Below are 24,918 nucleotides of genomic sequence, written 5' to 3' on the forward strand. Positions count from 1 at the left end.
CCGCGCAGTCCATGGCGAGGCCGGTCGTCCGGTCCGGTGGACGGCTTGCCGTCGGCGCGGAGATACTTCGGCCATGCCCGAATCCATGACCCCCGCCGACCCGCGTCTCTGGCTCGAAGAGGTCGAGGGCGCCGACGCCCTGGGCTGGGTCCGCGAGCAAAATGCCCGGACCCTGGGCACCCTGGCCGCGACGCCGGCGTTCGCCCGCACCCAGGCCTCGATACAGGCCGTGCTCGACTCCGACGCCAGGATCGCCGAGGTCGCCAAGATCGGCGAGCTCTACTACAACTTCTGGAAGGACGCCGACCACCCGCTCGGCCTGTGGCGGCGCACCACGATGGCCGAGTACCGGGGCGCCGACCCGGCCTGGGAAACCGTGCTCGACCTCGACGCCCTCGCCGCCGCCGAGGGCGTGCAATGGGTCTGGCACGGTGTGTCCGTGCTCCGCCCGGCGTACCGCAAGGCGCTCCTGAGCCTGTCGCGCGGCGGCGCCGATGCCGACGTCACGCGCGAGTTCGACCTGGTCGCCAAGACCTTCGTGACGCCCGCGGAAGGCGGCTTCTTCCGGCCCGAATCCAAGGGCGGCCTGGCCTGGATCGACGACGACACGGTCTATGCCTTCACCACCCTCGGCGAGTCGGCGTCGACCGCCTCGGGCTATCCCCGGGTCGCCCGGCGCTGGGCCCGCGGCACGCCGCTGGAGGCCGCCCCCGCGGTGTACGAAGGCCTGGCCGACGACATGTACATCTCGGCCTGGCGGACCCACACGCCCGGCTTCGAGCGCGACTTCGTGTCCCGGTCGCTGGCCTTCTACAGCTCGGAGCTGTTCCTGCTGGGCGAGGGCGACCGGTTGCTGAAGGTCGATGTGCCGCTGTCGGCCCAGCCGAGCATCCAGCGCGAATGGCTGCTGGTCGAATTGCGCGACCCCTGGGAGGTCGGCGGCCGCAGCCACCCCGCCGGCGCCCTGCTGGCGACCCGGTTCGAGCCCTTCATGCGCGGCGAGCGCGATTTCGAGGTCCTCTTCGAGCCCGGCCCGACGCGCTCGCTGGCGGCCGCGACCTGGACCTGCAGCCAGCTCGTGCTCAACGTGCTCGACGACGTGAAGAACCGGCTGCACGTGCTGATGCCGCCGGCCAGCGGCAGCGGGCCGTGGACCCGCAGCGAATTCATCGGCGCCCCGCCCATCGGCAGCGTGCACGCCTGGGCGGTCGACCGCGACGCCAGCGACCAGGTCTGGCTGAGCGCGACCGACTACCTCACGCCCTCGACCCTCTCGCTGGCCACGGTGGGGCAGCCGCCCGAACTGCTCAAGGCCATGCCGGCCTTTTTCGACGCCACGGGCCTGGTGGTGGAGCAGCTCTTCGCCAATTCCGACGACGGCACCCGCGTGCCCTATTTCATGGTGCGCCGGGCCGACCTGGTGCCGGACGGCACGGCGCCGACGCTGCTCTACGGCTACGGCGGCTTCGAGATCTCGCTGACCCCGGGCTATTCGGGCGCCCTCGGGCGCGCCTGGCTGGACCAGGGCGGCGTCTACGTGGTGGCGAACATCCGCGGCGGCGGCGAATACGGGCCGCGCTGGCACCAGGCCGCGCTGCGGCAGAACCGCCATCGCGCCTACGAGGATTTCTCCTCGGTGGCCAAGGACCTGGTGGCGCGCGGGGTCACCTCCCCCCGGCATCTCGGCGCCCAGGGCGGCTCCAACGGCGGGCTGCTCGCCGGCATGATGCTGACCCGCTATCCGGCGCTGTTCGGCGCCGTGGTGATCGAGGTCCCGCTGCTCGACATGCGGCGCTACACGCGCTTGCTGGCCGGCGCCTCCTGGATGGCGGAATACGGCGACCCCGACGACCCGGCGCAGTGGGAGTTCATCCGCAGCTTCTCGCCCTACCACCTGTTCGATCCGGGGCGTGACTACCCCCCGGTGCTGTTCACCACCTCGACCCGCGACGACCGCGTGCACCCGGCCCATGCGCGCAAGATGGCGGCGGCGATGATCGAGGCCGGCAAGGACGTGAGCTACTACGAGAACATCGAGGGCGGCCACGGCGGCGCCGCCACCAACGCGCAGGCCGCGACCCTGAAGGCGCTGGCCTATCGCTTCCTCTGGGAGCGGCTCGGCCCGGCGCCGGCGGCCGGCGACGAAGCGCTGCGCGTCCAATTGGCCGAGCGCACGGCCGAGCTCGCGCAGCGCAACGGCGAACTCAGGCTGATCAACAGCATCCAGCAGGGCATGGCCGCCGGGCTGGGGTTCCAGGCCATCATCAGCATGGTGGGCGACAAGCTGCGCAAGGTGTTCGACTCCGGCGACATCAACATCCTGTGGTGGGACGACAAGACCGAACTGATGCAGGCGCTGTATCGCTACGAGCACAACCGGCCGCTGCCCCTGCCGCCGGCGCGGCCGCTGAAGCCGGACGGTCCGGCCGAGCGGATCCTGCGCACCCGCCAGCCGGCCGTGGCGAACACGCGCGAGGAACAGACCCGGGCCGGATTCGCGCCGGCCCCGGGCACCGACTGGGCGCATTCGATCGTGGCGGTGCCGATCATCGGCAGCGACCGGGTGCTGGGCATCCTCGGCATGCAGAACCACGAGCGCGAACATGCCTTCGGGAGCCACGACATCCGGCTGCTCGAGACCGTGGCGGCGAGCATGGGCCTGGCGCTCGAGAACGCGCGCCTGTTCGACGAGATGCAGGCGACCCTGGCGCGGCAGACCGCCACCGCCGAGGTGTTGCGCGTCATCAGCGACTCGCCGACCGACGTGCAGCCGGTGCTCGACACCGTGGCCGAGCGCGCCGGCCTGCTGTGCCGGGCCGAGGGCAGCCGGGTGTGGCTGGCCGTCGGCGACAAGCTGCGCGCCATGACCACCTATGGCCCGGCCTATGGCTCCGCGTTGGTGGGCACCGAACTGCCGCTGCGGCGCAGCTCGATCGGCGGGCGCGCCTTCCTGGAGCGCCGCTGCGTTCATGTGGAAGACGTCGTTCCCCTGCTCGACACCGAATACCCGGACGTGCGCGAACTGCAGGCGCGCAATGGCTTCCGCACCGTGCTGGGCGTGCCCATGGTCCGCGACTGCCAGTCGATCGGCGCGATCGTCCTGCTGCGCAACGAGGTGCGGCCTTTTTCGGCGGCCGAGATCGGCCTGGTGCAGACCTTCGCCGACCAGGCCGTGATCGCGATCGAGAACGTGCGCCTGTTCAACGAGACCCGGGAGGCGCTGGAGCGCCAGACCGCCATGTCGGAGGTGTTGCAGGTCATCAGCAGCTCGATGGAGAACGCGCAGCCGGTGTTCGACAAGATCCTCGACAGCTGCCAGCGCCTGTTCTCCAGCTCCCAGATGGGCATCTCGCTGATCGGCAGCGACGGGATGGTGCACCTGGGGGCCCACCGCGGCTCGGCCCGCGAGGCCCTCGAGAAGTACTATCCGCGGCCGATCGACCCGATCCCGGTCGCGGTCTCGCAGGAAGCGCTCGCGGTGCTCCATATTCCGGATGTGCTGGCGGAGCCGCACCTGCCTCGCTTCATGCGCGAGCTGGCCGAAACAGTCGGCACCTACGCGATCATGATCGCCCCGCTGATCTGGGAGGGGCACAACATCGGCTCGATCCACGTCACGCGGCAGCCCCCGGGCCCGTTCGACCTGAAGGAGATCAAGCTGCTGAAGATCTTCGCCGACCAGGCCGTGATCGCGATCCAGAACGCGCGCATGTTCGCCGAGACCAAGGAAGCGCGGGCCGCCGCCGAGGCCGCCAACGAGGCCAAGAGCGCCTTCCTGGCGACCATGAGCCACGAGATCCGCACCCCGATGAATGCCGTCATCGGCATGAGCGGCCTGCTGCTCGACACCACGCTCGATGCCGAGCAGCAGGACTACGTCTCGACCATCCGCGATTCGGGCGACGCGCTCCTGACCATCATCAACGACATCCTCGACTATTCGAAGATCGAGGCCGGCCGGATGGACATCGAGGCCCATCCCTTCGACCTGCGCGAGTGCGTGGAGTCGGCGCTCGACCTGGTCAGCACGCGGGCGACCGAGAAGGACCTCGACACGGCCTATGTCTTCGAAGGCGAGGTGCCCGCCGCGGTGAGCGGCGACCTGCCGCGGCTGCGGCAGATCCTGCTGAACCTGCTGAGCAACGCGGTGAAGTTCACCGAGGCCGGCGAGGTGGTGGTGACGGTCCGCTCGCAGCCGTGCCCGGGCGGCACGGTGACGCTGGCCTTTGCCGTGCGCGACACCGGCATCGGCCTGTCGGCGCAGGGCATGGGGCGGCTGTTCCAGTCGTTCTCGCAGGCCGACTCCAGCACCACCCGCAAGTACGGCGGCACCGGCCTCGGCCTGGCCATCAGCAAGCGGCTGGCCGAGATGATGGGCGGCCGCATGTGGGCCGAGAGCGGCGGACTGGGCACGGGCTCGACCTTCCATTTCAGCATCGAGGTGCCGGTGGCGCCGCTGCCGCCCAGCCGGCACCGCGACCTCCTCGGCGCGCAGCCCGAACTGCAGGGCCGGCGCGTGCTGGTGGTGGACGACAACGCGACCAACCGCCGCGTGCTGGCGGCGCAGGTCGACAAATGGGGCATGGCCGCGCGCGCCACCGAATCGCCGCTCGAGGCCCTGCACTGGATCGAGCAAGGCGAGCCCTTCGACCTGGCGGTGCTCGACATGCACATGCCCGGCATCGACGGGATCGCGCTGGCGCGGCGCGTGCGGGCGATCCGCCCGACTCTGCCGCTGGTGCTGTTCAGCTCGCTCGGCCGGCGCGATGCGGGCGAGGCCGAATCCCTGTTCGACGCCTACCTCGGCAAGCCGATCCGGCAGTCGCACCTGTTCGACACCCTGATCGGCCTGCTGGCGCCCGAATCGGCCGCCCGGCCCGCCGACGGCGGCGCCCTCAAGCCGCAGATCGATCCATCGATGGCGGCGCGTCATCCGCTGCGCATCCTGCTGGCCGAAGACAACGCGGTGAACCAGAAACTCGCACTGCGGCTGCTGCAGCAGATGGGCTACCGGGCCGACCTGGCGGCCAACGGCATCGAGGCCGTCGAGTCGGTGCAGCGCCAGGCTTACGATGTGGTGCTGATGGATGTACAGATGCCCGAACTCGACGGCCTGGATGCGACCCGGCAGATCTGCGAACTGCTGCCGGGCACGCAACGACCCCGGATCGTCGCGATGACGGCCAACGCCATGCAGGGCGACCGCGAAATGTGCATGGCCGCGGGCATGGACGACTACCTGGCCAAGCCGATCCGCGTCGATCGGCTGGTCGAGGCACTGAACAGCGTGCCGTCACGAAAGGACCGAACGACATGAGCGATGCGACGATCGACGCTGCCACCTTCGCCGAGCTGCAGGAAAGCGCGGGGGCCGACTTCGTCAAGGAGCTGGTGCAGACCTTTCTCGAGGAGGCGCCCGCGATGCTGTCGGAGCTCCGGGAGGCGCTCGCGGCGGGCCATGCCGACGCCTTCCGCCGGGCGGCGCATTCCCTGAAGTCGAACAGCCTCACCTTCGGCGCGCTGGCGCTCGCCGCGCTGGCGCGCGAACAGGAGCTTGGCGGACTCGACGCCGCCCGCCAGCCGGATGCGCTCGGTCCGCTCGAGGCCGAGTACGCCCGGGTGGCCCGGGCGCTGGAGGCGCTCTGCCGTGGCTGAACCCGACCCTCCCCTGGCCCGCCTGCTGGTGGCCGACGACAACAAGGTCAACCGCCTGCTGCTCACCCGTGGCCTCGAACTGCAGGGCCACAGCGTCAGCTGCGCCGAGAACGGCCGGATCGCGCTCGACATGCTGCGGCGCGAGCCCTTCGACCTGCTGCTGCTCGATATCGAGATGCCCGAGATGGACGGCTTCCAGGTGCTGGAGCAGCTCACCGCCGATCCCAAGCTGCGCGACCTGCCGGTGATCGTGACCTCGTCGCTGGAGGGGCTCGACAACATCGTGCGCTGCATCGAGCTCGGTGCCGAGGACTACCTGCCCAAGCCGGTGAACGCGGTGCTGCTCAAGGCCCGCATCGGCGCCAGCCTCGAGAAGAAGCGGCTGCGCGACCAGCAAAAGGAACTGGTGCGGCGCTTCGCCACCTCCGAGGTGGCACAAGATCTCGAACAATCCGGCTTCGCGCTCGGCGGGCGGCATGTGCGGGGCTCGGTGATGTTCTCCGACATCCGCGGCTTCACAGCGCTGGTCGAGTCGCAGCCCCCCGAGGAGACGATCGAGCTGCTGAACGCCTACTACGCGCTGATGTTCGACGCCATCAACGACCATGGCGGTGTCGTCAACCAGATGATCGGCGACGGCCTGATGGCGATCTTCGGCGCCCCGCTGCCCATGACCGACCATGGCGTGGCCGCGGTGCGCGCGGCCCTCGAGATGGTCGAGCGGGTCGAACTCCTCAACACCCGGCGCCTCGCGGTCGACAAGCCCGCGATCCGCATCGGCGTCGGTATTGCCACCGGCGAGCTGGTGGCGGGCTACACCGGCACGCAGAAGCGCGCCACCTACACCTGCATCGGCGACACGGTGAACCTCGCCGCCCGGCTCGAGGAGCACACCAAGCTGGCGCAACGCACGATCCTCATCGACCCGGCGACCTGCGCCGCCCTGGGCGGACGCATTCCGGTCGACCTGCTGGGCGCGGTCGCGCTGCGGGGCAAGGCGCTGCCGGTCGAGGTGTACGCCGTCGCCGGCCGACCCGCACCGTGCGCCTGATCGTCGCGCTCGCGCTGCTGCATGGCTGCCTGTCGGCGGCCGTCGCCGCCACGCCCCCGGACGCCGGCCCGCCCGCCAGCTGGGGCGCGATCGCGTCCAGGCCGGGGGCGTACGGCTACGCCTTCAACCACGCGTCCCGCGACGCCGCCGAACGCGCGGCGCGCGCCCAGTGCGATCGCATGGCGGGCCGCGCGGGCAGCTGCGACGTGCGCGTCTCGTTCGACCGGTCCTGCGGCGCGCTGGCGACCGGCAACTTCGGCGAATGGGGCGCGGCCAGCGCCGCGACGACGAGTGGCGCGGGCAAGGCCGCGATCGCGCAATGCGAGGGCCTGCTGCCGACCGAGCCCTGCAAGGTCGTGACCAGCGTCTGCTCGGGGCGCTAGGGCGTGAACACGCGCTAGGGCGCGCGGGCCCCGGCTTTCTTCCACTGCCCGACGATCGACTCCACGCTCAGTGCCGGGCCCAGGTCGCCGAACACCTTGTCGAGTCCATCGCGGCGCATCATGTCGCGCACCTCGCCGTTCATGTTCGACACCCTCAGCGTGATGCCCTGGCCCGCCAGTTCCTCGTGGCATTCGGCCAGCATGTCGGCGGCGGCCACGTCCACGTAGGGCGACGACGAGAGATCGATCACCACCAGCCGCACCGCCTTGCCCTGTTTTTCGATCGCATCCATCAGGTCGGCCTTGACGTTGGGCGCATTGGCATAGAAGAGGCCCGCATTGACGCGAAACACCAGCGAGCCGGGTTCGATCTCGTTGTCGGGATGGCGTGCCAGGTCGCTGTACAGCTCGGTGCCGGGAATGCGGCCGAGCAGCACGGTGCTCGGATTGCTGGTCCGCCAGACCAGCAGCAGCAGCGACAGCACGGTGCCGATCATGACGCCTTCGAGCATGCCGAACAGCAGCACCCCGGCCATCGCGGCCAGGGCGATCCAGAACTCGCGCGGACTCACCCGCAGCAGGCGCCGCAGCGCCGAAATGTCGACCAGCCCCTTGACCGCGATGATCACCACCGCGGCCAGCACCGGCTCGGGAAGCTGCGTGAAGGCGCCGGTGAAGAACAGCACGATCACGCCCAGCAGCAGGCCCGAGATCGCGCCCGCCAGCGGCGTCTTCGCGCCCGCCTGGTCGTTGACCGCCGAGCGCGACATGCTGCAGCCCACCGGCAGCGACGAACCCAGGCCGCAGACCACATTGGCCGCACCGACGGCCAGCAGCTCCTGGTTGGCGTCGGCCGGGTACTTGTGCTTGGCCGCGAAGGTGCGCACCACGCCCATGCCTTCGACGTACGACAGCAGGAACACCGCGAAGGCCGTGGGCAGCAGCGCCTGCGCGTCGGCCAGCGTGAACGACGGCAGCCGGAACGGCGGCAGGCCGCTCGGTATCTCGCCGGTGATCCTGATGCCGTGGCCGCCGAGCCCGGTGAAGATCATGAGGAGGATCGACGCCGCCACCACCACCAGCGCCCATGGGATGCGCGGCGCGAGCTTCTCGGTGACCAGCAGCACCGCGATCACGGCCACGCCCAGGCCGAGCGACCACGGGTTGGTGTCGCCCCGGTGCTGGAAGAGATAGGCGATGCGGTCGACGAACTCGCCGTGCGCGCCCTCGATGCCGAACAGCTTGCCGAGCTGCGTGGTGGCGATGTAGATCGCGGCGCCGGCCGAAAACCCGGTCAGCACCGACTCGGAAATGAAATTGACCAGGAAGCCGAGGCGGAACACCCGCGCCACGACCGCGATGGCGCCGACCATGAGCGCGAGCAGCGCCGCCATCTCGGCATAGCGGGCCGGGTCCTTGAGGGACAGCCCCGCCAGGCCGGTCGCGACCAGGATCGACAGCGCCGAGGTCGGTCCGATGGCCGCCTGCCGCGAGGTGCCGAAGATCGCGTACGCGAAGACCGCGAGCAGGCTGGCGTAGAGGCCGGCCTGCGGCGGCAGTCCGGCGAGACCGGCATAGGCCATGCTCTCGGGGATGCAGAAGGCGGCGACCGTGACACCGGCCAGCAGGTCGGCGCCGAACCAGTCGCGGCGATAGTGCGGCGCCCAGTTCAGCACCGGCAGCAGGCGCGACAGCAAGGACGGGGTCGACGAAGTCGGATTGCTCATTGGCGCCCGAAGGGTGACGGCGCTCAATAAGGCGGATTGATGACCACGTACTGCCCGCCCTGCGGCTGGTACCAGACCGTGCCGCATTGCTGGTAGACCATGCCGCCGTAGTTGACCGGCACGCACCCGGCAGGGACCGAGCGCACCATCGAGCCGACCACCGCCGAGGTCACCGCGACGGTGGCGGTGACCGCGGCCGCGGTGGCGACCGGGTGGTAGTCGTTGTCCCAGCCGCAGTTGCGGCATCCGCCGCCGCCGCCCGCGACGACGACGTTGGTGTTGCGGTTGACGTTGTTGACGTTGACGTTGTTGACGCTGGTGTTGCGGACATTGTTGGTGCGGACGTCCGCGCTGCGGTTGTTGTTGACCTGCGCCCGATTGACACCACCACCGCCACCTCCCGCATGCATGCCGCCGCCACCGCCGCCGTGCATGCCACCCCCGCCGCCGCCGCGCCCTCCTCCTCCCCCGATGGCTCCGGCCGATGGCGCCCAGGCCAGGCCGGCGACCACCAGAACGCTCAGAAGGGCCGAGTAAGTCTTGCTTGCTGCTTGCTTCATGGCACAGCTCCTTCAGGAGGTCTTCAGGGGAACGAACTTGGCCTCGGTCGCCCCCTTGGGCGGCACGAACTTGAAGGTCGAATCCTTGAAGCCCGGGTTCTTCTTCCAGTCGAACAGCGTGGCCGATTGCGGCCTGGCTTCATCCGAGCGATTGGTGATCACGAGCTTGAGCGGCAGCGGGTTGCCACCCGACGTGAGCCAGATCTGCCAATCGAGTTCGCCCTGGCGGAAGGCGTAGTGATCGCTGAGCACCTCGTCGATGAAGTCCTGCCCGGCGAACATCGCCGACTGGATCGCATCGAACGGCGCCTCTGGCGTTCCCCAGACGAACAGGTCGGAGGCCGGCACCTCGATGCCGAAGCGCTGCTTGAGCTTTTCGATCAGCACGCCCAGGTTGTCGCTGAACTCGGCCTGCGAATAGGTCTTGAGCGCCGGCGTGAACAGGGTCACGGTCTTGCCGTCGTAGAAGAGTTCGCGCACCGAGCGCGGACTCGACATCCGCACGCGCATCTTGTTGGGCCGCGCGACCTGGAGTTCGGCGGTCGCCGTGTGCTGCAGCTTCTGGCCGTCGGCCAGCACCCGCTCGGCGGTCAGCTCGATCTCGACCTCGAAGCGCTTCAGCGACTGCAGGTGCGCGCCCATGTCCTTGAGCGCCTGGATCGCCTGGGGATCGACCGGATTGGCCGCCGGCTGAGCCGCGGCCGCGGGTGCCGGCGCGGCCGGTGCGGGCGCGGGCTGGGCATGCAGGCCCGCTGCCCCGAGCGACAGCGCCAGCACGCTGGTCGCCAGTAGTGTTCGAACCATGTCTGCTTCTCCTGGTCTGTGAAAGGGGCGACGGATCGCGGCGTCGTCGGGGCCCAGAATAGACACGACCAGTGTCCAAGTAAAGCTGCACTTTGGTGCAGTGCCGCTGTGGGGTGTCGGCTCAGCGCCGACGGAAGACCAGCTCTTGCGGCTCAACCCGCCGCGGGCTTCCACTGGCGCGCCCAATCGCTCAGGGGCGCGAGCGCCGCGCTCAACTTGCGTCCCTCGTCGGTCAGGCCGTAGCCGCCCTCGTCATGCGCCACCAGGCCCAGCGAACGAAGCTCCGCCAGCCTCGTGTTCAACAGGCTGGAGTTGGTCTCGCAGGCCTCCTGCAGCGCGCGGAATGTCAGCCGCTGCGCACGGAGCTCCCAGAGAATCCGCAGGGTCGAGCGGCGACCCAGCAGGTCCAGCGCCACCATGATGGGGCGGCCGGTCTTCGAGCCGCGCACCGGCGCGCCGATCTTCGGAATGGTCATGCTTTACTTTTCAAAGCAATCTCGGTAGAGTGCATGCTTTAGAAACTGTAGCAGACGCCCGAGGTCGATCATGACTGCTCGCATCGCTCCCGCGGAACCGCCATTTGCGGCCGGCATCCAGGCTTCGCTCGACGGCCTCATGCGTGGCAAGCCGCCCCTGCGGCTCTTCACCACGCTCGCCAGGGACCCTCGCCTGTTCCAGAAATTCTTCGCCGGCGGGCTGCTCGACCGCGGACATCTCGGCTTGCGACAGCGCGAGCTCGTCATTGCCCGGACGACCGCGCTGTGCAAGTCGGAATACGAGTGGGGCGTCCACATCGCGCTGTTCGCATCGCACGCCGGCTTCAATGAGGCCCAGGTCGCTTCGCTGGCCGCCGGGCAAGCGCAAGATGCCTGCTGGACGGACGAGGACAGGCTGCTGCTCGCGCTTTGCGACATGCTTCATGCCGAGTGCGATGTCGACGACGCGCTGTGGCGGTCGCTGCAGTCGGCATTCAGCGATGAAGCGATTCTCGAACTGCTGATGCTGGCCGGCTTCTATCGCACGGTCAGCTACCTCACGAATGCCCTGCGCCTGCCGGCCGAGCCGGGCACGCCGGGCTTTCCTGCGTCGCGCCGGCGCCAGTCGAGCGACGGCAGGTAGCGCCATCACGGTCGTCAGGGAGCGAAGACCTCGGCCCAGTCTCGCTTCATGCTCACGATGTCGATGCCGTAGTGCGCCGCGTTGTCGAGCGCCTCGGCCAGTGGGCTCAATCGGAACTCGCGGTCGTACTCGAATTCGCGGGCGCCGTCGTCGTGATGCAGCAGCAACGCGAGCCGCGGCCCGGGCCCGGTCTTCGTGTAGCGAAGCATCGCCAGGTCGCCGTCCGAATTTCCGAATGCCAGGATCGGCCGGCGTCCGATGTGAAGTCCGATGTTGCAGGGCTTGACCTCGCGGTCGTCGAATGAGTTCAGCTCCGGCAGCTTGACGAGCTGCCCGATGCCGTCCTGGATCTCGAAGCGCGTCTTGACGCTGGAACCGATGACCTGGTGCCGCGGAATCTTGTAGACCTCCTCCGAGAAGGCGCGCATCAAGTCGATGCCGCCGCCCGACACGATGAAGACCTTGAACCCATGCTTCTGAAGGTAGGCGACCAGTTCCAGCTGCGGAACGTAGACGAGATCGGTGAACAAGCGGCCCAGGCCGGCATGCTTGGCTTGCGCGAGCCAGTCCCGCGCCATCCGGTCGAAGGCTTCCTCGGTGACGCCCGCGTGCACGGCCGCCCCCACCTCGAAGAGGCCGCGCATCCCGGCCGCCTTGATCGCGGCCATGTCCTTCTCGACATAGGCCTTGAACGGCTGCCGCTCGGCGAGGCTCGGGTCGCGCGCGACCATGTCGTTCAATCGATGCTGGGCGAAAGAGAACTGAACCTGGAGCGGCTGCTCGCACCACAGGGTGCCGTCGTTGTCGAAGGTCGCGATTCGATCGGCGGGCGGGACATGGTCCGGGCCGCCCTCCGAGGTCACCCTGGCCACGAAGTCGAGGATGGCCGCCTTGGCCGGGCCGTTGTTCCAGGACGAAAGTTCTGCACTCGGCATGACGAGTTCCTTTCAGGTTGACGACAGTGCATCCATTCTGCAAGGATTCGGTCACTCCCTGGAACCAGCGCCGGCACCGGCCATGGCAAGCCCCGGCATCTCCTTTGCGAGATCGACGAAGGCGCGCAGCTTCGGCGCCTGCGCGGCCCGCCTCGGAAAGTAGAGAAACAGCCCCGGCTCCTCGAACGCCGATTGCGGCAGGACCTGCCGCAGCCGCCCATCGGCAAGCTCGGCGCGCACCAGCGGCTCGAAGATGTAGGCGATGCCGATGCCGGCCAGCGCGAGGTCCCTGGCGTAGAGGGCGTTGGTGACGCGCACCGTGCCCTTCACTTCGACGCACACATGGGCCTTGCGGTCGAGCAAGTCCCACGCATAGGCGCCGCCCGATGTCACGAACCGGAACCCGATGCAGTTGTGCCTTGCGAGCGCGCCGACGTTCCGCGGCGTGCCCGCTGACGCCAGGTAGGCCGGCGAAGCCACCACGATCGCCTTGAAGGGTGGCGTGAGCCGCACGGCCACCATGTCCTGCGCGACCGTATGACCGAGCCGCACGCCAGCGTCGTAGCCGCCAGCCACGATGTCTGCCAGCCCGTCTTCCGAGGTCACTTCGACTTCCACGTCCGGATGGCGCCGCGACATCTCGGCCACCAGCGGCGTGACGGCCATCGGCAGCGCCACGTGCGGCGCGTTGATGCGCAACACGCCGCCGACCCGGCCGAAGCTGGCGCCGAAGCCGTCCACTGCATCCGCGATCTCGGCCATGGCCGGCGCGAGTGTGTGGAGGAAGGCTTCGCCCGCCTCGGTGAGCCGCACGCTGCGCGTGGTGCGAGCGAACAGCGGCTGGCCGAGTTGCTCTTCGACCGCCCTCACCGCGTGGCTGACCGCCGACGCGCTCATGCCGAGCTCGCCCGCGGCCGCTGCGAACCCGCGTCGGCGGTGCACCGCGAGAACGATGGCGAGATGCGGAAGGAGCTGCCGGTCCATTCATGCATCGTATCGCACAGTGCTTTCTATTTGATCGGTCTAGTCGATGAATTCAGATTGCGGGACAGTCACGTCCATGCCCTGCATGGGTCCACCACCAAGAAAGGACTTCGCCATGAACTCTTCCGCCCAAGCCAGCACCTGGTTCATCACCGGTGCATCGTCGGGTTTCGGACGCGCGTTCGCCGAACATGCCCTCGCCCGGGGCCACAACGTGGTCGCGACGGCACGCGACCCGGCCCGGCTCGCCGATCTGGTCGCGCGCGCACCGGACCGCGTTCTCGCTGCCACGCTCGACGTCGCTGCGCATGGCGCCGCCGAAGAGGCGGTCAAGGCGGCGATCGCCCGCTTCGGCCGCATCGACGTGCTCATCAACAACGCGGGTTACGGCGTGGTCGGCGCATTCGAGGAAACATCGGACGCCGAGCTGCGCGCGCTGATGGACACCAACTTCTTCGGCGCCATGGCCGTGACGCGCGCCGCGCTGCCCTGTCTGCGAGCGCAACGCGCGGGTGCGATCGTCAACATCTCCAGCCTCGGCGGGCAGCTCTCGTTCGCCGGCTTCAGCGCGTACTCGGCATCCAAGTTCGCGATCGAAGGCGTGTCCGAGGCGCTGGCGCAGGAGCTCGCGCCCTTCGGCATCAAGGTGCTGATCGTGGAGCCGGGCCAGTTCCGCACGCAACTCGCCGGCAGCGGCATGCGGCACATGCCGGTCGTCGAGGACTACCAGGCGGTGGTCGGCGGCACGCGTGAATTCGCCCACGCGATGCACGACACGCAAGCTGGCGATCCGCGCAAGGCGGCGGCCGCGATCGAACGCGCGCTGAACGCCGAACGCACGCCGCTGCGCCTGCAGCTCGGCGGCGATGCGGTCGACGCGGTCCGCGCGCATTCGCAGGCGATGCTGAAGGAGATGGATGACTGGGAATCGGTGAGTCGCGGCACGGACTTCGATCGGGGTGTCGGAATCGACTGACCAGCACAGCACGACCCCTCCGACGCCCGAACGCCGGACCGCTTCGAGAATGGACCTCACTTCCCAAGCCACAAGAAGGAGTGTGCCGCCATGCGCAAGACACTGATGGATCTGGAGACCCGGTTCTGGCAATCCATGGTGGACCAGGACACCGACAGCGCGCTGTCGCTTCTGTGCGAACCTGCCCTGATGGTGAGTTCGCATGGTGCGATGCAATTCGACCACGCAGGCTATCGGAAGATGGCGGAGCAGGGATCGATGGTGGTGAAGGGCTTCGAGCTCAGCGACGTCGAGGTGGTCTGTCCCAACGACGCCACCGCCATCCTGGTCTACCGGGTCCGGCAGACGACGGCGCCCAGGGGCCAGTCGGAGACCTCGACCGTGGAGATGCTCGACTCGTCGACCTGGGTGCGCGACGGCGACAAGTGGCTGTGCGCCATGCACACCGAAACGCCGGCGCCGCCGAAGGCGTAGCGCCGCGCCGTCATTCCGGCTGAGCGTCCAGCGCGGCCGCCCGCAGGCGGCCCCGCTCGCTGTGCAGCATGTAGAGGCCCGAGCCGACGAGCAGCGCGATGCCCAGCCAGGCCCACCCGCTGGGGACCTCGTCCCACACGGCGTAGCCCAGCAGCATGGCGAACAGCACGGCCGAATAGCGAAACGGTGCCGTCAGCGAGACCTCGCCGGCGCGCATGCATTGCACCAGCAGGAAGTAGCCGGTGGCCAGGAAGGCGGCCGCGATCCCCAGCAGCGCCAGGTCGCCGAGCGCGAATGGCGGCCAGCCGCTGAAAAGTGTCAGGCAGCCCGCCAGCAAGGTGACGGCCAATGCCGTGGCCAGGGTGATGATGATCGACGGAATCACAGGGTCGATGCGCCGCGTCAACAGGTCGCGCGTGGCGTGGAACAGCGTGCCGAGCAGGCACAGCAGGGACCAGGCGTTGAAGCCGTCGCCGCTGGGCTGCACGACGCACAGCACGCCCGCGAAGCCCAGCACGACGGCGGACCAGCGTGCCCGGCCGGCGCGCTCGCCCATGAAGAGCACCGCGAACACGGTCATGAACAGCGGCGCGGCCAGGTTGATGGCGGTCGCGTTGCCGATCGGCAAGCGGAACAGCGACAGCAGGTACAACAGGGTGGCGCAGGCGTCGACCGCGGCGCGCAGCGCGACCCGCGGGTGCAGCAAGGCGCTCGCCTGCCGCAGCGCGCCCAGGCGGTGGGCCACCAGCAGCACCAGCGCCGAGGCCATCAGCCCGCGCAGGAAGATCAGCTGCACCGAGGCCATGGACTGGCTCACATGCTTGACCAGGGCGTCGTTAAGCACGAAGCAGGCCATTGCGGCGACCATGGTGACGATGGCGCGCCCGTTGGCGCTGGAGGAGATCGTGGCGGACAGAAGCTGCGAGGTCATGACGAACGGGAAGATGGCGAACCCAAGCAGCGAGTGTTGCATAAGCGCCGCTTATGAAAAAGCAACCCGCCAAGGCGTTCCCATGGGCTGGCGACCTGCCGATACTTGGCCGGGCCGCGCGGCCATGCGCGGCCGAACAACCGGAGACACCATGACCCATTCCCTTCGCGGCACCTTGGCCGCCACCTTCGTCGCCACGGCCCTCGCCGCCTCGGCCGGCAGTGCCGCCTGGGCGCAGGCGGCGCCGGCCGCCTGGCCGACCAAGCCGATCCGGCTGATCGTGCCGTTCTCGGCCGGCGGCGCCAACGACCTGATGGCGCGCGCCGCCGCCGAGGGCGCCTCCAAGGCGCTGGGCCAGCCGATCGTGATCGAGAACAAGCCCGGCGGCGGCACCACGCTGGGTGCCGACGTGGTCGCCAAGTCGGCGCCCGACGGCTACACCTTCCTGATCAGCGCCGCCGGCGTGATCTCCAACAGCATGATCAAGAAGTCGATGCCCTACAAGGACGCCGACCTGGAGCCGGTGGCGATGATCGGCCTGGCGCCCTCGGTGGTGCTGGTGCCGGCCGATGCGCCGTACAAGAACCTGAAGGAATTCATCGCCGCCTCGAAGACCGGCGAAGGCTTCCACTGGGCCACCGCCGGCACCGGCAGCACGCCGCACTTCGTCTCGGGCGTGCTGCAGACGAAGTACGGCGCCAAGCTCGACATCGTGCCCTACAAGAGCGGCTCCGAATCGATCACGGCGGTGCTCGGCAAGCAGGTCGAAGCCACCTCCGAGGCCAGCATCGTCGCCCTGCCCTATCTCAAGAGCGGCAAGCTCAAGGCCCTGGCCGACACCTGGACCAGCCGCATCTCGGCCTACCCCGAACTCTCCACCGCGACCGAGCAGGGCTATGGCGACCTGCGCATCGCGCACTGGGCCGGCATCCACGCGCCCAAGGGAACGCCGCCGGCGATCCTCGACAAGATGAGCGCGGCGGTCGATTCGGCCATGAAGACGCCGGCCATCGCCGAGCGCCTCAAGGGCCTGGGCATCGAGCCGATCGGCGGCACCCGGGCCTCCTTCGTGCGCTTCGTCGACGAAGAGCGCGCGCGCCTCGGCGCGGTGGTCAAGGCCACCGGCATGAAGGACGAATGAGGTGGACGCGCTGCATCCCGGCACGGCGCTGCGCCGCAAGGTCGAGGCCCGGCGCGGGCTGATGGTGCCGGGCGCCGCCAACGCGCTGGCGGCACGCGTGATCGAGCAGCTCGGCTTCGAAGCCGTCTACCTGAGCGGCGCCGGCCTGACCAACACCTTCTACGGCCTGCCCGACCTCGGCTTCGTCGGCCTGGCCGACATCGCGCAGCACACGGCGGCGATCCGCGACGCGGTGGCGCTGCCGATCATCGTCGACGCCGACACCGGCTTCGGCAACGCGCTCAACGTGCGCCACAGCGTGCGCACGCTCGAGCGCGCCGGTGCCAACGCGATCCAGCTCGAGGACCAGGCCAGCCCCAAGAAATGCGGCCACTTCGAGGGCAAGGCCCTGGTGCCGACGCAGGAGATGGCCGGCAAGGTCAGGGCCGCGGTCGATGCCCGCCTGCACCCCGACTTCCTGGTGATCGCGCGCACCGATGCCGCCACCGTGGAGGGCATCGACGCCGCGATCGCGCGTGCCGTGGCCTATGCGGAGGCCGGCGCCGACCTGACCTTCGTCGAGGCGCCCGAATCGCTCGACGCGCTGCGCCGCATCCCGCGCGAGATCGCCTGCCCTCAGCTGGTCAACGTGGTGATCGGCGGCAAGACGCCGACGCTGGCCGCGAGCGACTTCAGCGCCATGGGCTTCGGTATGGTGCTCTACGCCAATGCCGCGCTGCAGGGTGCAGTGCACGGCATGCAACAGGCGCTGCAGGCGCTGCAGCGGGACGGCCGGCTCGACGAATCCAGCGGCCTGGTCGCGACCTTCGCCGAGCGCCAGGCGCTGGTGCGCAAGAATGCGTTCGACGCGCTCGAGCGCCGCTATGCCTGAGGCCGCGCCGGCGGCGGTCACCGCCATCGACAGCCACGCCCACGTGTTCGTGCGCGGGCTGCCGCTGGCCCCCCAGCGCCGCCACGCGCCGGACTACGACGCCACGCCGGCCGATTTCAGCGCCCTGCTCGATGCCCACGGCGTCTCGCATGCGCTGCTGGTGCAGCCGAGCTTCCTGGGCACCGACAACCGTTTCCTGCTCGATGCGATCCGGGCCCGGCCGCGGCGGCTGCGCGGCGTCGCCGTGGTCGATCCCGAGGCCGACGACCTCGCCCTGCAGGCGCTGGCCGACGGCGGCATCTGCGGGATCCGGCTGAACCTGGTCGGCCTGTCGATCCCCGACTTCTCGCGCCCGGCCTGGCAGCGCCTGTTCGCGCGCGTGCGCGCGCTCGACTGGCATGTCGAGCTGCACCGCGACTCGCAGGCGCTGGCCCAGGCTGGACAGCCCGTGCTCGATGCCGGCTGCAAGCTGGTGGTGGACCATTTCGGCCGCCCTGGTGCCCTGGCCGACGCCGGCCAGGCCTGGCTGCTGGCCGCGGCCGTCGGCGGCCGGACCTGGGTCAAGCTCTCGGCCGCCTACCGCAGCTGGCCCGAGCCCTGGGCGCCCCAGGCCCGCGCGGCGGCCGATCGGCTGCTGCGCGCCTTCGGCGCCGAGCGCCTGCTGTGGGGCAGCGACTGGCCCCATACGGAGCACCGCGAAACGGTCGACTACACGGCGGCCCGGGCGGCCCTGGCCGACTGGGTGCCCGACGCCGCCGCCCGACAACGGATCCTGGTCGACACGCCGGCCCGGCTCTTCAAATTCGAACAAGAGGGAGACCTTCATGCGCAATGACATCTCGCGCCGGCGCTGCCTGGCCGGGGCCGGCGCCGTCCTGCTGCTCGCAGCGGTGGCGGTGCAGTCCCCAGCCCAGGCCCAGGCCTGGCCCAGCCGCCCGATCAGGCTGGTCGTGACCTACCCGCCCGGCGGCACGGTGGACGCGGTGGCGCGCATCATCGCGCCCTCCCTGTCGAGCCGGCTCGGCCAGCCGGTGGTGGTCGACAACCGCGGCGGCGCCGGCGGCGCGATCGGCGGCGACCTGGTGGCCAAGAGCGCGCCCGATGGCTACACGCTGATGCTCGATGCCTCCAGCCATGCCCAGAACCCGGCGCTGCGCAGCAAGATGCCCTTCGACACGCTCCGCGACTTGGCCCCGGTGTCGCTGCTGGTCAAGGTGCCCAACGTGCTGGTGGTGAATCCGGCGGCACCGATCCGCAGCGTGCAGGACCTGGTCGCGCAGGCCCGCGCCAGGCCGGGCGAGATCAACTATGCCTCGTCCGGCAACGGCTCGGCCCAGCACCTGGCGGCCGAGCAGTTCAGCGCCATGGCCGGCGTGCGCATGACCCACGTGGCGTACAAGGGCGGCGGCCCGGCGCTGACCGACGTGATGGCGGGCCAGGTGCCGGTGTTCTTCGCCAGCCTGGCGTCGAGCCTGCCGTACATCCAGGCCGGCAAGCTGCGGCCGCTGGCGGTCACGGGCAAGGCGCGCTCGCCGGTGCTGCCGCAGTTGCCGACGGTGGCCGAATCGGGACTGCCGGGCTACGAGGTCTACGAGTGGAACGCGGTCTTCGTGCCCGCGGGCACCCCGGCGGCGGTGGTCGACCGGCTGGCGAAGGAGTTCTCGTCGCTGCTCAAGGAGCCCGAGATCCGCCAGCGCCTCGAGGCCACCGGCGCCGAAGTGGTCGCCGGCGGGCCGGCCGAGCTCGACGCCTTCCGCCGCGCGGAGATCGCCAAGTGGGGCCAGCTGGCGCGGGCGCACAAGATCCAGATGGATTGAGCTCGGAGCCTCAGTCCGCCAGCATGGCGGCGAAGGTATCGGCAAAGGTCGGCCGCGAGCGCGCCAGCCACATCGCCGCCAGTTCGAAGGACGGCAGCGTCGCGCCGTCGCGCACCTGCGCATAGCGCACGCCGGCGTGCTGCAGCGAACGCACCGAGCTCGGCAGCAGCGACCAGCCCAGGCCGGCGGCCACGCAGGCCAGCACGGTGAGGGTGCGGTTGGCGTCCTGCCGCACCCGCAGGTCGAGGCCCGCGCTGCGGAAGGCACCGAGCATCAGCGTGCGCAGCAGCGGCATCTGCTGGGCCGGGAACCACACCAGGCCGTGGGCGGCGATCTCGGCCATCGACACGCAGCCGTCGGCCGCCAGTTCATGGTCGGCCGGCAGCGCCACCACCATCGCTTCCTCGCCCAGCCGCCGCTCGTGCACCCGGGCCGTCACCGGCACCGGGGGATGCAGCAGCGCGAGGTCGATGCGCCCGCCCTCGAGCGCGTCGACCTGCTCGGCGTTGCTCATCTCGCGCAGCACCACGTCCAGCTGCGGATGCTCCACGTGCAGCCGGCGCAGCGCCCGCGGCAGCACCTCGTAGACCGCATGGGTGACGAAGCCGATGGTCAGCCGCCCGGCCCGGCCGGCGCCCATGGCGCGCGCGCGTTCGGCGGCCGCATCGCCGTGGGCCAGCGCGGCCCGCAGGTCTTCGACGATGGCCAGGCCCGCCTCGGTCAGCGCCGCGCCGCGCCGGCTGCGCTCGAACAGCTTCGCGCCGATCTCGCCCTCGAGGCGATTGAGGGTCTGCGTCAAGGCCGGCTGCGCCAGCCCCAGGCGCTCGGCGGCGCGGGTGAGGCTGCCGCATTCGGCGATCGCGACGATGCAGCGCATCTGGCGGGTATCCATCGCGGGATTCTAGGCAGGGGGCGCGTGGGTCATTCGGCCATGCCGTAGCCCAGCTCGCGCTCATGCCGCAGCGAGAGCAGGACGACTTCCCGTTCGGAATGCGCGTAGAGGAGGATGTGCCGCGCCAGGATGAACTCCCGCAGCTCGGGCATGCCCAGTGCCGCGGCCAATTGCCTGGCCTGCTCCGCCTGGAGCCGCCCCCATCCGGACCGGGCGGCGAGAAACCTCGCCGGCCGACCGCTCGCCGGGGCGAACGACAGGAGTTCGCGCGCCCGCGCCAGTTCACGCTGGAGCTTCTTGAAGCGCGCCGGCGCCGTCGCGGCGTCTTGCGCGTGCATGAAGTCGCGCGCCGCGCCCAGGCACGCCAGAAAGTTTGGAACCGCGCGAACCCTCGCGTTGACCGGAATGCTCACGGTGCGGGTGGGGCGCCTAGTGCCTGGTCCAGTTCGTCGTCGGCGACGAAGTGGCCGGCCAAGGCCTGCCGCAATCCCGTGACGGCATCGTCGGCCAGCACCAGGCTCGCGTGCTCCTGCTCGAGGGCATGGTAGTAGTCCAGGCGACGCGCGTCGACCAGTGCCACGTAGCTGGCGCCGTTCTTGGTCAGCACTTTTTCCGAACCGCTTCCGACGACGTCTTCGGCCAGCTCGGTGAGCCTGGCGCGCGCCTCGCTGATGGGAACGATGTCGGATGCTCGCAATGGCATTTTTCTGAATCCGTTAAGGTTTTCGTTAAACCAGTCTAGCGGCGAATCCCAGACACCGCAATCCCCGCCACCCCGGGGTGGCGGCCACTCTTCGCGCGCCGCCTTCCAGCGTATAAAGCCTGCCGGGAGACCACATCACTTGAAAATCATCATCCTCGGCGCCGGCCGGATCGGCGAGAGCGTGGCCGGCACGCTCGTGTCAGAGAGCAACGACATCACCGTCATCGACACCAACGCGGCGCGCCTGCGCGAGCTCGAAGAACGGTTCGAGCTGCGCGGCGTGGTGGGCAGCGGCATCGAGCCCGACGTGCTGGCCGAGGCCGGTGCCCGCGATTGCGACATGCTGATCGCCTGCGCCGCGCAGGACGAGACCAATCTGGTCTGCTGCAAGGTGGCCTACCAGGTGTTCGGCATCCCGACGCGCATCGCGCGCGTGCGCTCCAACGCCTACAAGGAAGACAGCCCGCTGCTCGGCAAGGACGGCTTCGCGGTCGACTGCGTGATCTGCCCCGAGGAATCGCTCACGCGCTACATCGGCAAGCTGGTCGAGTACCCAGAGGCGCTGCAGGTGCGCGAGTTCGCCAACGGACTGGCCTGCCTGGTGGCGGTGCGCGCGGTGGCGGGCGCACCGCTGGTGCGCCACAGCATCGCCGAGCTGCGCGAACGCGTGCCCGGCGCCGACATGCGCATCGTCGGCATCTACCGCCGCCTCGACAACGAGCCCGACCGCTTCATCGTCTGCGACGGCCAGACCCTGGTCGAACCCGGCGACGAGGTCTTCGTGCTGTCGGCACGCGAGCACCTGCCCCTGGTGCTGTCGGCGCTGCACCGCGACGACCGGGCAAAGCAGCGCGGCGTCGAACGCATCATGATCGCGGGCGGCGGCCGGGTCGGGCTGCGGCTCGCCAGGCAGCTGGTCGAGACCGGCCGCCCCTACCAGATCAAGGTGCTGGAGCACGACCACGCGCGCTGCGTGCAGCTGGCCGCCGAACTGCCGAGCAGCGTGCTGGTGCTGCACGGCGACGGCACCGACGAGGACCTGCTGGAAGACGAAGGCATCGAGGGCATCGACCTGTTCCTCTCGCTCACCAGCGATGACGAGGACAACATCATGGCCAGCCTGCTGGCCAAGCGCCTGGGCGCGCGCCGCGTGCTGGCGCTGATCAACCGGCGCAGCTATGCCGACCTGATGCACGGCACGCAGATCGACATCGCACTGTCGCCCGCGCAGACCATGCTCGGCGAACTGCTCGCCTATGTGCGGCAGGGCGACGTGCAGGCGGTGCACAGCCTGCGCCGCGGCGTGGCCGAGGCACTGGAGATCGTGGCGCGCGGCGACCGCAAGACCTCGCGCGTGGTCGGCCGCAGGATCTCGGAGATCCAGCTCCCCAAGGGCGCCCAGTTCGGCCTGGTGATGCGCGGCCTGCCCGAGATCGGCGAAGGCGCGGCCCCGGCCGGCGGGGCGCCGCCGACGCCGGTGCAGGTGATCATCGCGCGCGGCGACACCCTGATCGAGAGCAACGACCATGTGGTGATCTTCGTGCCGCGCAAGCGCCAGGTGCGCGACGTGGAAAAGCTGTTCCGCGTCAGCGCCACCTTCTTCTGACGCCACCGGCATGTCTCGATGAGCGACTTCTTCCCGGTGCTGCGCGTGCTCGGCGCCCTGCTGACCTTCTTCTCGCTCGGCATGTTCGTGCCGTGGATCATTTCCTGGACCCACGCCGACGGCCTGCGCCATGTGTGGGCCCTGTCGGCGGCGATCTCGTTCGCCTGCGGGGCCGCCCTGTGGGGCGGGCTGCGCCGCTACAAGCGCGAGCTGCAGCCGCGCCACGGCATCTTCCTGGTGTCGCTCACCTGGGTGCTGCTGCCGCTGTTCGCCACCCTGCCGATGATGTGGGCCCTGCACGACATCGGCCGGCCGATCAACTTCACGCATGCGTACTTCGAGTCGGTGTCGGGGCTCACGACCACCGGGGCGACGGTGCTCGCCAAGCTGGACGCGCTGCCGGTGTCGATCAACGTCTGGCGCACCTTCCTGCAATGGCTCGGCGGCATGGGGATCCTGGTGCTGGCGGTGGCCATCCTGCCGCTGCTGGGCGTGGGCGGCAGCCAGCTCTTCAAGGCCGAGGTGGCCGGCCCGATCAAGGACAGCAAGCTGACGCCGCGCGTGAAGGAGACCGCCAAGGGACTCTGGGGCATCTACGCCACCTTCTCGGCCGCCTGCTTCCTGGCCTACTGGGCCGGCGGCATGAGCGCCATCGACGCGATGATGCACATGTTCACGACCGTGAGCCTGGGCGGCCTCTCCTCGCACGACGCCAGCTTCGCGTACTTCGCGTCGCCGCTGCTCGAGGGCATCGCCGTGATCTTCATGCTTGCGGCCAGCTGCAATTTCGCGCTGTATTTCATCGCCTTGCGAAAGGGCCACTGGCGCGGCTTCTGGCGCGACCCGGAGTTGCGCGGCACGCTCGCCGCGCTGGTCGGCGGCGGCCTGCTGGTGGCGCTGGTGCTGTGGGCCAAGGGCGTCTACGGACCGGTGGATGCGTTGCGCTACGGCATGTTCCACGCCATCTCGGTCGGCAGCACAACCGGCTTCGCGACCGTCGACTACCTGGCCTGGCCGGTGTTCGCGCCGCTCTTCATGCTGCTGCTGTCGAGCGTGGCGACCAGTGCCGGCTCGGCCGGCTGCGGCATCAAGATGGTGCGGGTGCTGATCCTGGTGAAGCAGGCGCGGCGCGAGATGACGCGCCTCGTGCATCCGCGTGCGGTCCAGCCGGTGACGCTCGGCGCCATGGTGGTCGACCACCGCGTGATCTTCTCGGTGCTGGCTTTCATGCTGGTCTATGGCGTGACGACGATCTCGCTGAGCATGCTGCTGGTGCTGAGCGACCTCGACCCGGTCACCGCCTTCAGCGCGGTGCTGGCCAGCGTGAACTGCACCGGCCCCGGGCTCGGCAGCGTCGGGCCGGCCGGCAACTTCAGCGTCCTGACCGATTTCCAGGTCTGGGTCTGCACCTTCGCGATGGTGCTCGGCCGGCTCGAATTGCTCAGCTTCATCGCCTTGCTGACCCCCTCGTTCTGGCGCAAGTGAGGGTGCCAAAGAGACGCCAGCGGGCATTTGCGGCTGGGGAAAGTCCCCAGGCCAGAAACCGCTTTCCACGGGCGCCGGTGTTGCTGCAGCGCAATACCCGCCCGCCAACGCCCGCTACGATGGGCCCATGGACTGCACGACCAAACTGGAGGCCGAGCTGGACCTCTACTTCGCATGGCTCGCACGGTTCGAGGCCAGCATCCCCCAGGCGCAAGACGTCGTCTCGCGCTGGTACACGAGCGCGGCGCTGCAGGCGTACATGCACTATTCATGGTTCAAGGCCTCCACCCCGGGAGAGCCGGCGCTCTGCCTGGCCCACATCCAGGTTTCCGAAGACGCCCGAAGCCAAGGCTACTTCGCGCGGCTGGTCGATCGCTTCCTCGACGGCAGCGACGGCCTGCAGGCCCGCGTGCTCTACCTCGAGAACATCGCGAGCCCGAGGTTCGAAGGCTGGCTTCTGCGGGTCGGGTTTCAGCGCTGCCCGCACAGCTCCGGTCAGTTCTCCGCGTACTACGTCACGCGATAGCACGGCCCTGCCCTGCGGCGCATGCTTCAGAATGCCACCATGCCGAATCAACGACGGGAAGCGATCGACAAGCTGCAGGCGCTGGCGGTCGAAGAGCGCCTGGCCCACCCCGAAGAAGACGACGCATTGATCGCATCGGTACTCGATCGGCTGGAGGAAATCGGCGACCGACGGCGCCGCGCGGCCCGGCGGAAGGCCCGCAGCATCGCGCTGGGGATCGGTACGATAGGCGCCTTGATCGCCCTGGCCCTTCTGATCCAGGCACGCCTGGCCTGACC

General features: G+C 69.6%; 25 protein-coding genes. 15 read left to right on the forward strand and 10 right to left on the reverse strand.

From position 1 onward, the window contains the following. Nucleotides 1-73: 73 nt before the first annotated feature. Genes QTI68_RS01145 through QTI68_RS01160 form a run of 4 tightly spaced genes read left to right on the forward strand, consistent with a single transcriptional unit; the run spans nucleotide 74 to nucleotide 7,089 of the window. Complete coding sequence (locus QTI68_RS01145; protein WP_286519085.1) at nucleotides 74-5,317, forward strand: response regulator; 5,244 nt, start codon at nucleotides 74-76, stop codon at nucleotides 5,315-5,317. After that, nucleotides 5,314-5,655 (forward strand): Hpt domain-containing protein, encoded by a 342-nt coding sequence (locus QTI68_RS01150; protein WP_286519087.1) that lies wholly within the window; start codon nucleotides 5,314-5,316, stop codon nucleotides 5,653-5,655. Before QTI68_RS01145 ends, QTI68_RS01150 begins: the two co-directional genes overlap by 4 nt. Beyond that, the gene (locus QTI68_RS01155) at nucleotides 5,648-6,706 is read left to right on the forward strand and encodes an adenylate/guanylate cyclase domain-containing protein (protein WP_286519088.1); all 1,059 of its coding nucleotides are present in this window, start codon (nucleotides 5,648-5,650) and stop codon (nucleotides 6,704-6,706) included. Before QTI68_RS01150 ends, QTI68_RS01155 begins: the two co-directional genes overlap by 8 nt. Next, nucleotides 6,697-7,089, forward strand: coding sequence for a DUF4189 domain-containing protein (locus tag QTI68_RS01160; protein ID WP_286519090.1), 393 nt, complete (start codon nucleotides 6,697-6,699; stop codon nucleotides 7,087-7,089). Before QTI68_RS01155 ends, QTI68_RS01160 begins: the two co-directional genes overlap by 10 nt. A gap of 14 nt (nucleotides 7,090-7,103) precedes the next feature. On the opposite strand, the gene QTI68_RS01165 is transcribed toward QTI68_RS01160, so the two are convergent. The 4 genes from QTI68_RS01165 to QTI68_RS01180 all read right to left on the reverse strand — a co-directional run bounded on the left by QTI68_RS01165 (nucleotide 7,104) and on the right by QTI68_RS01180 (nucleotide 10,656). Beyond that, nucleotides 7,104-8,816, reverse strand: coding sequence for a SulP family inorganic anion transporter (locus QTI68_RS01165; RefSeq protein WP_286519092.1), 1,713 nt, complete (start codon nucleotides 8,814-8,816; stop codon nucleotides 7,104-7,106). A 23-nt stretch (nucleotides 8,817-8,839) separates the two neighbouring features. After that, nucleotides 8,840-9,376 carry a hypothetical protein gene (locus QTI68_RS01170; protein ID WP_286519094.1) on the reverse strand — a complete coding sequence of 179 codons (537 nt, stop codon included), beginning with the start codon at nucleotides 9,374-9,376 and terminating at the stop codon, nucleotides 8,840-8,842. A 12-nt stretch (nucleotides 9,377-9,388) separates the two neighbouring features. Continuing rightward, nucleotides 9,389-10,180 (reverse strand): DUF2092 domain-containing protein, encoded by a 792-nt coding sequence (locus QTI68_RS01175; protein WP_286519096.1) that lies wholly within the window; start codon nucleotides 10,178-10,180, stop codon nucleotides 9,389-9,391. Nucleotides 10,181-10,332: 152 nt separating this feature from the next. Further along, a complete protein-coding gene (locus QTI68_RS01180; RefSeq protein WP_286519100.1) occupies nucleotides 10,333-10,656 on the reverse strand; it encodes a winged helix-turn-helix transcriptional regulator in 324 nt (107 codons plus the stop codon). Nucleotides 10,657-10,726: 70 nt separating this feature from the next. Between QTI68_RS01180 and QTI68_RS01185 the strand changes: the two genes are divergently transcribed. Then, nucleotides 10,727-11,299 carry a carboxymuconolactone decarboxylase family protein gene (locus QTI68_RS01185; RefSeq protein WP_286519102.1) on the forward strand — a complete coding sequence of 191 codons (573 nt, stop codon included), beginning with the start codon at nucleotides 10,727-10,729 and terminating at the stop codon, nucleotides 11,297-11,299. 14 nt (nucleotides 11,300-11,313) lie between these two features. On the opposite strand, the gene QTI68_RS01190 is transcribed toward QTI68_RS01185, so the two are convergent. After that, a complete protein-coding gene (locus QTI68_RS01190) occupies nucleotides 11,314-12,234 on the reverse strand; it encodes an HAD family hydrolase (protein ID WP_286519104.1) in 921 nt (306 codons plus the stop codon). Between the two features lie 51 nt (nucleotides 12,235-12,285). Next, nucleotides 12,286-13,218, reverse strand: coding sequence for a LysR family transcriptional regulator (locus tag QTI68_RS01195; RefSeq protein WP_286519105.1), 933 nt, complete (start codon nucleotides 13,216-13,218; stop codon nucleotides 12,286-12,288). A 115-nt stretch (nucleotides 13,219-13,333) separates the two neighbouring features. Here QTI68_RS01195 and QTI68_RS01200 point away from each other — a divergent pair, with 115 nt between their 5' ends. Both QTI68_RS01200 and QTI68_RS01205 read left to right on the forward strand, forming a co-directional pair. Then, on the forward strand, nucleotides 13,334-14,194 hold the full coding sequence (locus QTI68_RS01200) for an oxidoreductase (RefSeq protein ID WP_286519107.1): 861 nt from the start codon (nucleotides 13,334-13,336) through the stop codon (nucleotides 14,192-14,194). 90 nt (nucleotides 14,195-14,284) lie between these two features. Next, nucleotides 14,285-14,668, forward strand: a complete 384-nt coding sequence (locus tag QTI68_RS01205; protein ID WP_286519109.1) for a nuclear transport factor 2 family protein — start codon at nucleotides 14,285-14,287, stop codon at nucleotides 14,666-14,668. Nucleotides 14,669-14,678: 10 nt separating this feature from the next. Here QTI68_RS01205 and QTI68_RS01210 read toward each other — a convergent pair whose 3' ends face one another. Then, a complete protein-coding gene (locus QTI68_RS01210) occupies nucleotides 14,679-15,641 on the reverse strand; it encodes a DMT family transporter (protein ID WP_286519111.1) in 963 nt (320 codons plus the stop codon). A 109-nt stretch (nucleotides 15,642-15,750) separates the two neighbouring features. Here QTI68_RS01210 and QTI68_RS01215 point away from each other — a divergent pair, with 109 nt between their 5' ends. From QTI68_RS01215 to QTI68_RS01230, 4 genes are all read left to right on the forward strand, one after another. Next, nucleotides 15,751-16,740, forward strand: a complete 990-nt coding sequence (locus QTI68_RS01215; protein WP_286519113.1) for a tripartite tricarboxylate transporter substrate binding protein — start codon at nucleotides 15,751-15,753, stop codon at nucleotides 16,738-16,740. A 61-nt stretch (nucleotides 16,741-16,801) separates the two neighbouring features. Beyond that, the gene (locus QTI68_RS01220; protein WP_353506402.1) at nucleotides 16,802-17,611 is read left to right on the forward strand and encodes an isocitrate lyase/PEP mutase family protein; all 810 of its coding nucleotides are present in this window, start codon (nucleotides 16,802-16,804) and stop codon (nucleotides 17,609-17,611) included. After that, nucleotides 17,604-18,446 carry an amidohydrolase family protein gene (locus tag QTI68_RS01225; RefSeq protein WP_286519116.1) on the forward strand — a complete coding sequence of 281 codons (843 nt, stop codon included), beginning with the start codon at nucleotides 17,604-17,606 and terminating at the stop codon, nucleotides 18,444-18,446. The genes QTI68_RS01220 and QTI68_RS01225 overlap by 8 nt, the downstream gene beginning before the upstream one ends. Then, nucleotides 18,436-19,428, forward strand: coding sequence for a tripartite tricarboxylate transporter substrate binding protein (locus QTI68_RS01230; protein WP_286519117.1), 993 nt, complete (start codon nucleotides 18,436-18,438; stop codon nucleotides 19,426-19,428). Before QTI68_RS01225 ends, QTI68_RS01230 begins: the two co-directional genes overlap by 11 nt. Before the next feature lie 10 nt (nucleotides 19,429-19,438). On the opposite strand, the gene QTI68_RS01235 is transcribed toward QTI68_RS01230, so the two are convergent. The 3 genes from QTI68_RS01235 to QTI68_RS01245 are packed head-to-tail and all read right to left on the reverse strand — an operon-like array spanning nucleotide 19,439 to nucleotide 21,023. Further along, the gene (locus QTI68_RS01235; protein ID WP_286519118.1) at nucleotides 19,439-20,320 is read right to left on the reverse strand and encodes a LysR family transcriptional regulator; all 882 of its coding nucleotides are present in this window, start codon (nucleotides 20,318-20,320) and stop codon (nucleotides 19,439-19,441) included. 29 nt (nucleotides 20,321-20,349) lie between these two features. Further along, a complete protein-coding gene (locus QTI68_RS01240) occupies nucleotides 20,350-20,733 on the reverse strand; it encodes a hypothetical protein (protein ID WP_286519119.1) in 384 nt (127 codons plus the stop codon). After that, the gene (locus QTI68_RS01245) at nucleotides 20,730-21,023 is read right to left on the reverse strand and encodes a type II toxin-antitoxin system Phd/YefM family antitoxin (RefSeq protein ID WP_286519120.1); all 294 of its coding nucleotides are present in this window, start codon (nucleotides 21,021-21,023) and stop codon (nucleotides 20,730-20,732) included. The genes QTI68_RS01240 and QTI68_RS01245 overlap by 4 nt, the downstream gene beginning before the upstream one ends. A 139-nt stretch (nucleotides 21,024-21,162) precedes the next feature. Between QTI68_RS01245 and trkA the strand changes: the two genes are divergently transcribed. The 4 genes from trkA to QTI68_RS01265 all read left to right on the forward strand — a co-directional run bounded on the left by trkA (nucleotide 21,163) and on the right by QTI68_RS01265 (nucleotide 24,916). Continuing rightward, nucleotides 21,163-22,629, forward strand: coding sequence for a Trk system potassium transporter TrkA (gene trkA / locus QTI68_RS01250; RefSeq protein WP_286519122.1), 1,467 nt, complete (start codon nucleotides 21,163-21,165; stop codon nucleotides 22,627-22,629). 18 nt (nucleotides 22,630-22,647) lie between these two features. Beyond that, nucleotides 22,648-24,114 (forward strand): TrkH family potassium uptake protein, encoded by a 1,467-nt coding sequence (locus QTI68_RS01255; protein ID WP_286519123.1) that lies wholly within the window; start codon nucleotides 22,648-22,650, stop codon nucleotides 24,112-24,114. Between the two features lie 127 nt (nucleotides 24,115-24,241). Then, nucleotides 24,242-24,640 (forward strand): hypothetical protein, encoded by a 399-nt coding sequence (locus QTI68_RS01260; RefSeq protein ID WP_286519125.1) that lies wholly within the window; start codon nucleotides 24,242-24,244, stop codon nucleotides 24,638-24,640. Nucleotides 24,641-24,661: 21 nt separating this feature from the next. Next, entirely contained in the window at nucleotides 24,662-24,916 is a 255-nt protein-coding gene (locus tag QTI68_RS01265; RefSeq protein ID WP_286519127.1) for a hypothetical protein, read from the forward strand. Nucleotides 24,917-24,918: the final 2 nt, after the last annotated feature.

Source organism: Variovorax sp. J31P207 (assembly GCF_030316965.1).
GTDB classification, from domain to species: domain Bacteria; phylum Pseudomonadota; class Gammaproteobacteria; order Burkholderiales; family Burkholderiaceae_C; genus Variovorax; species Variovorax ginsengisoli_B.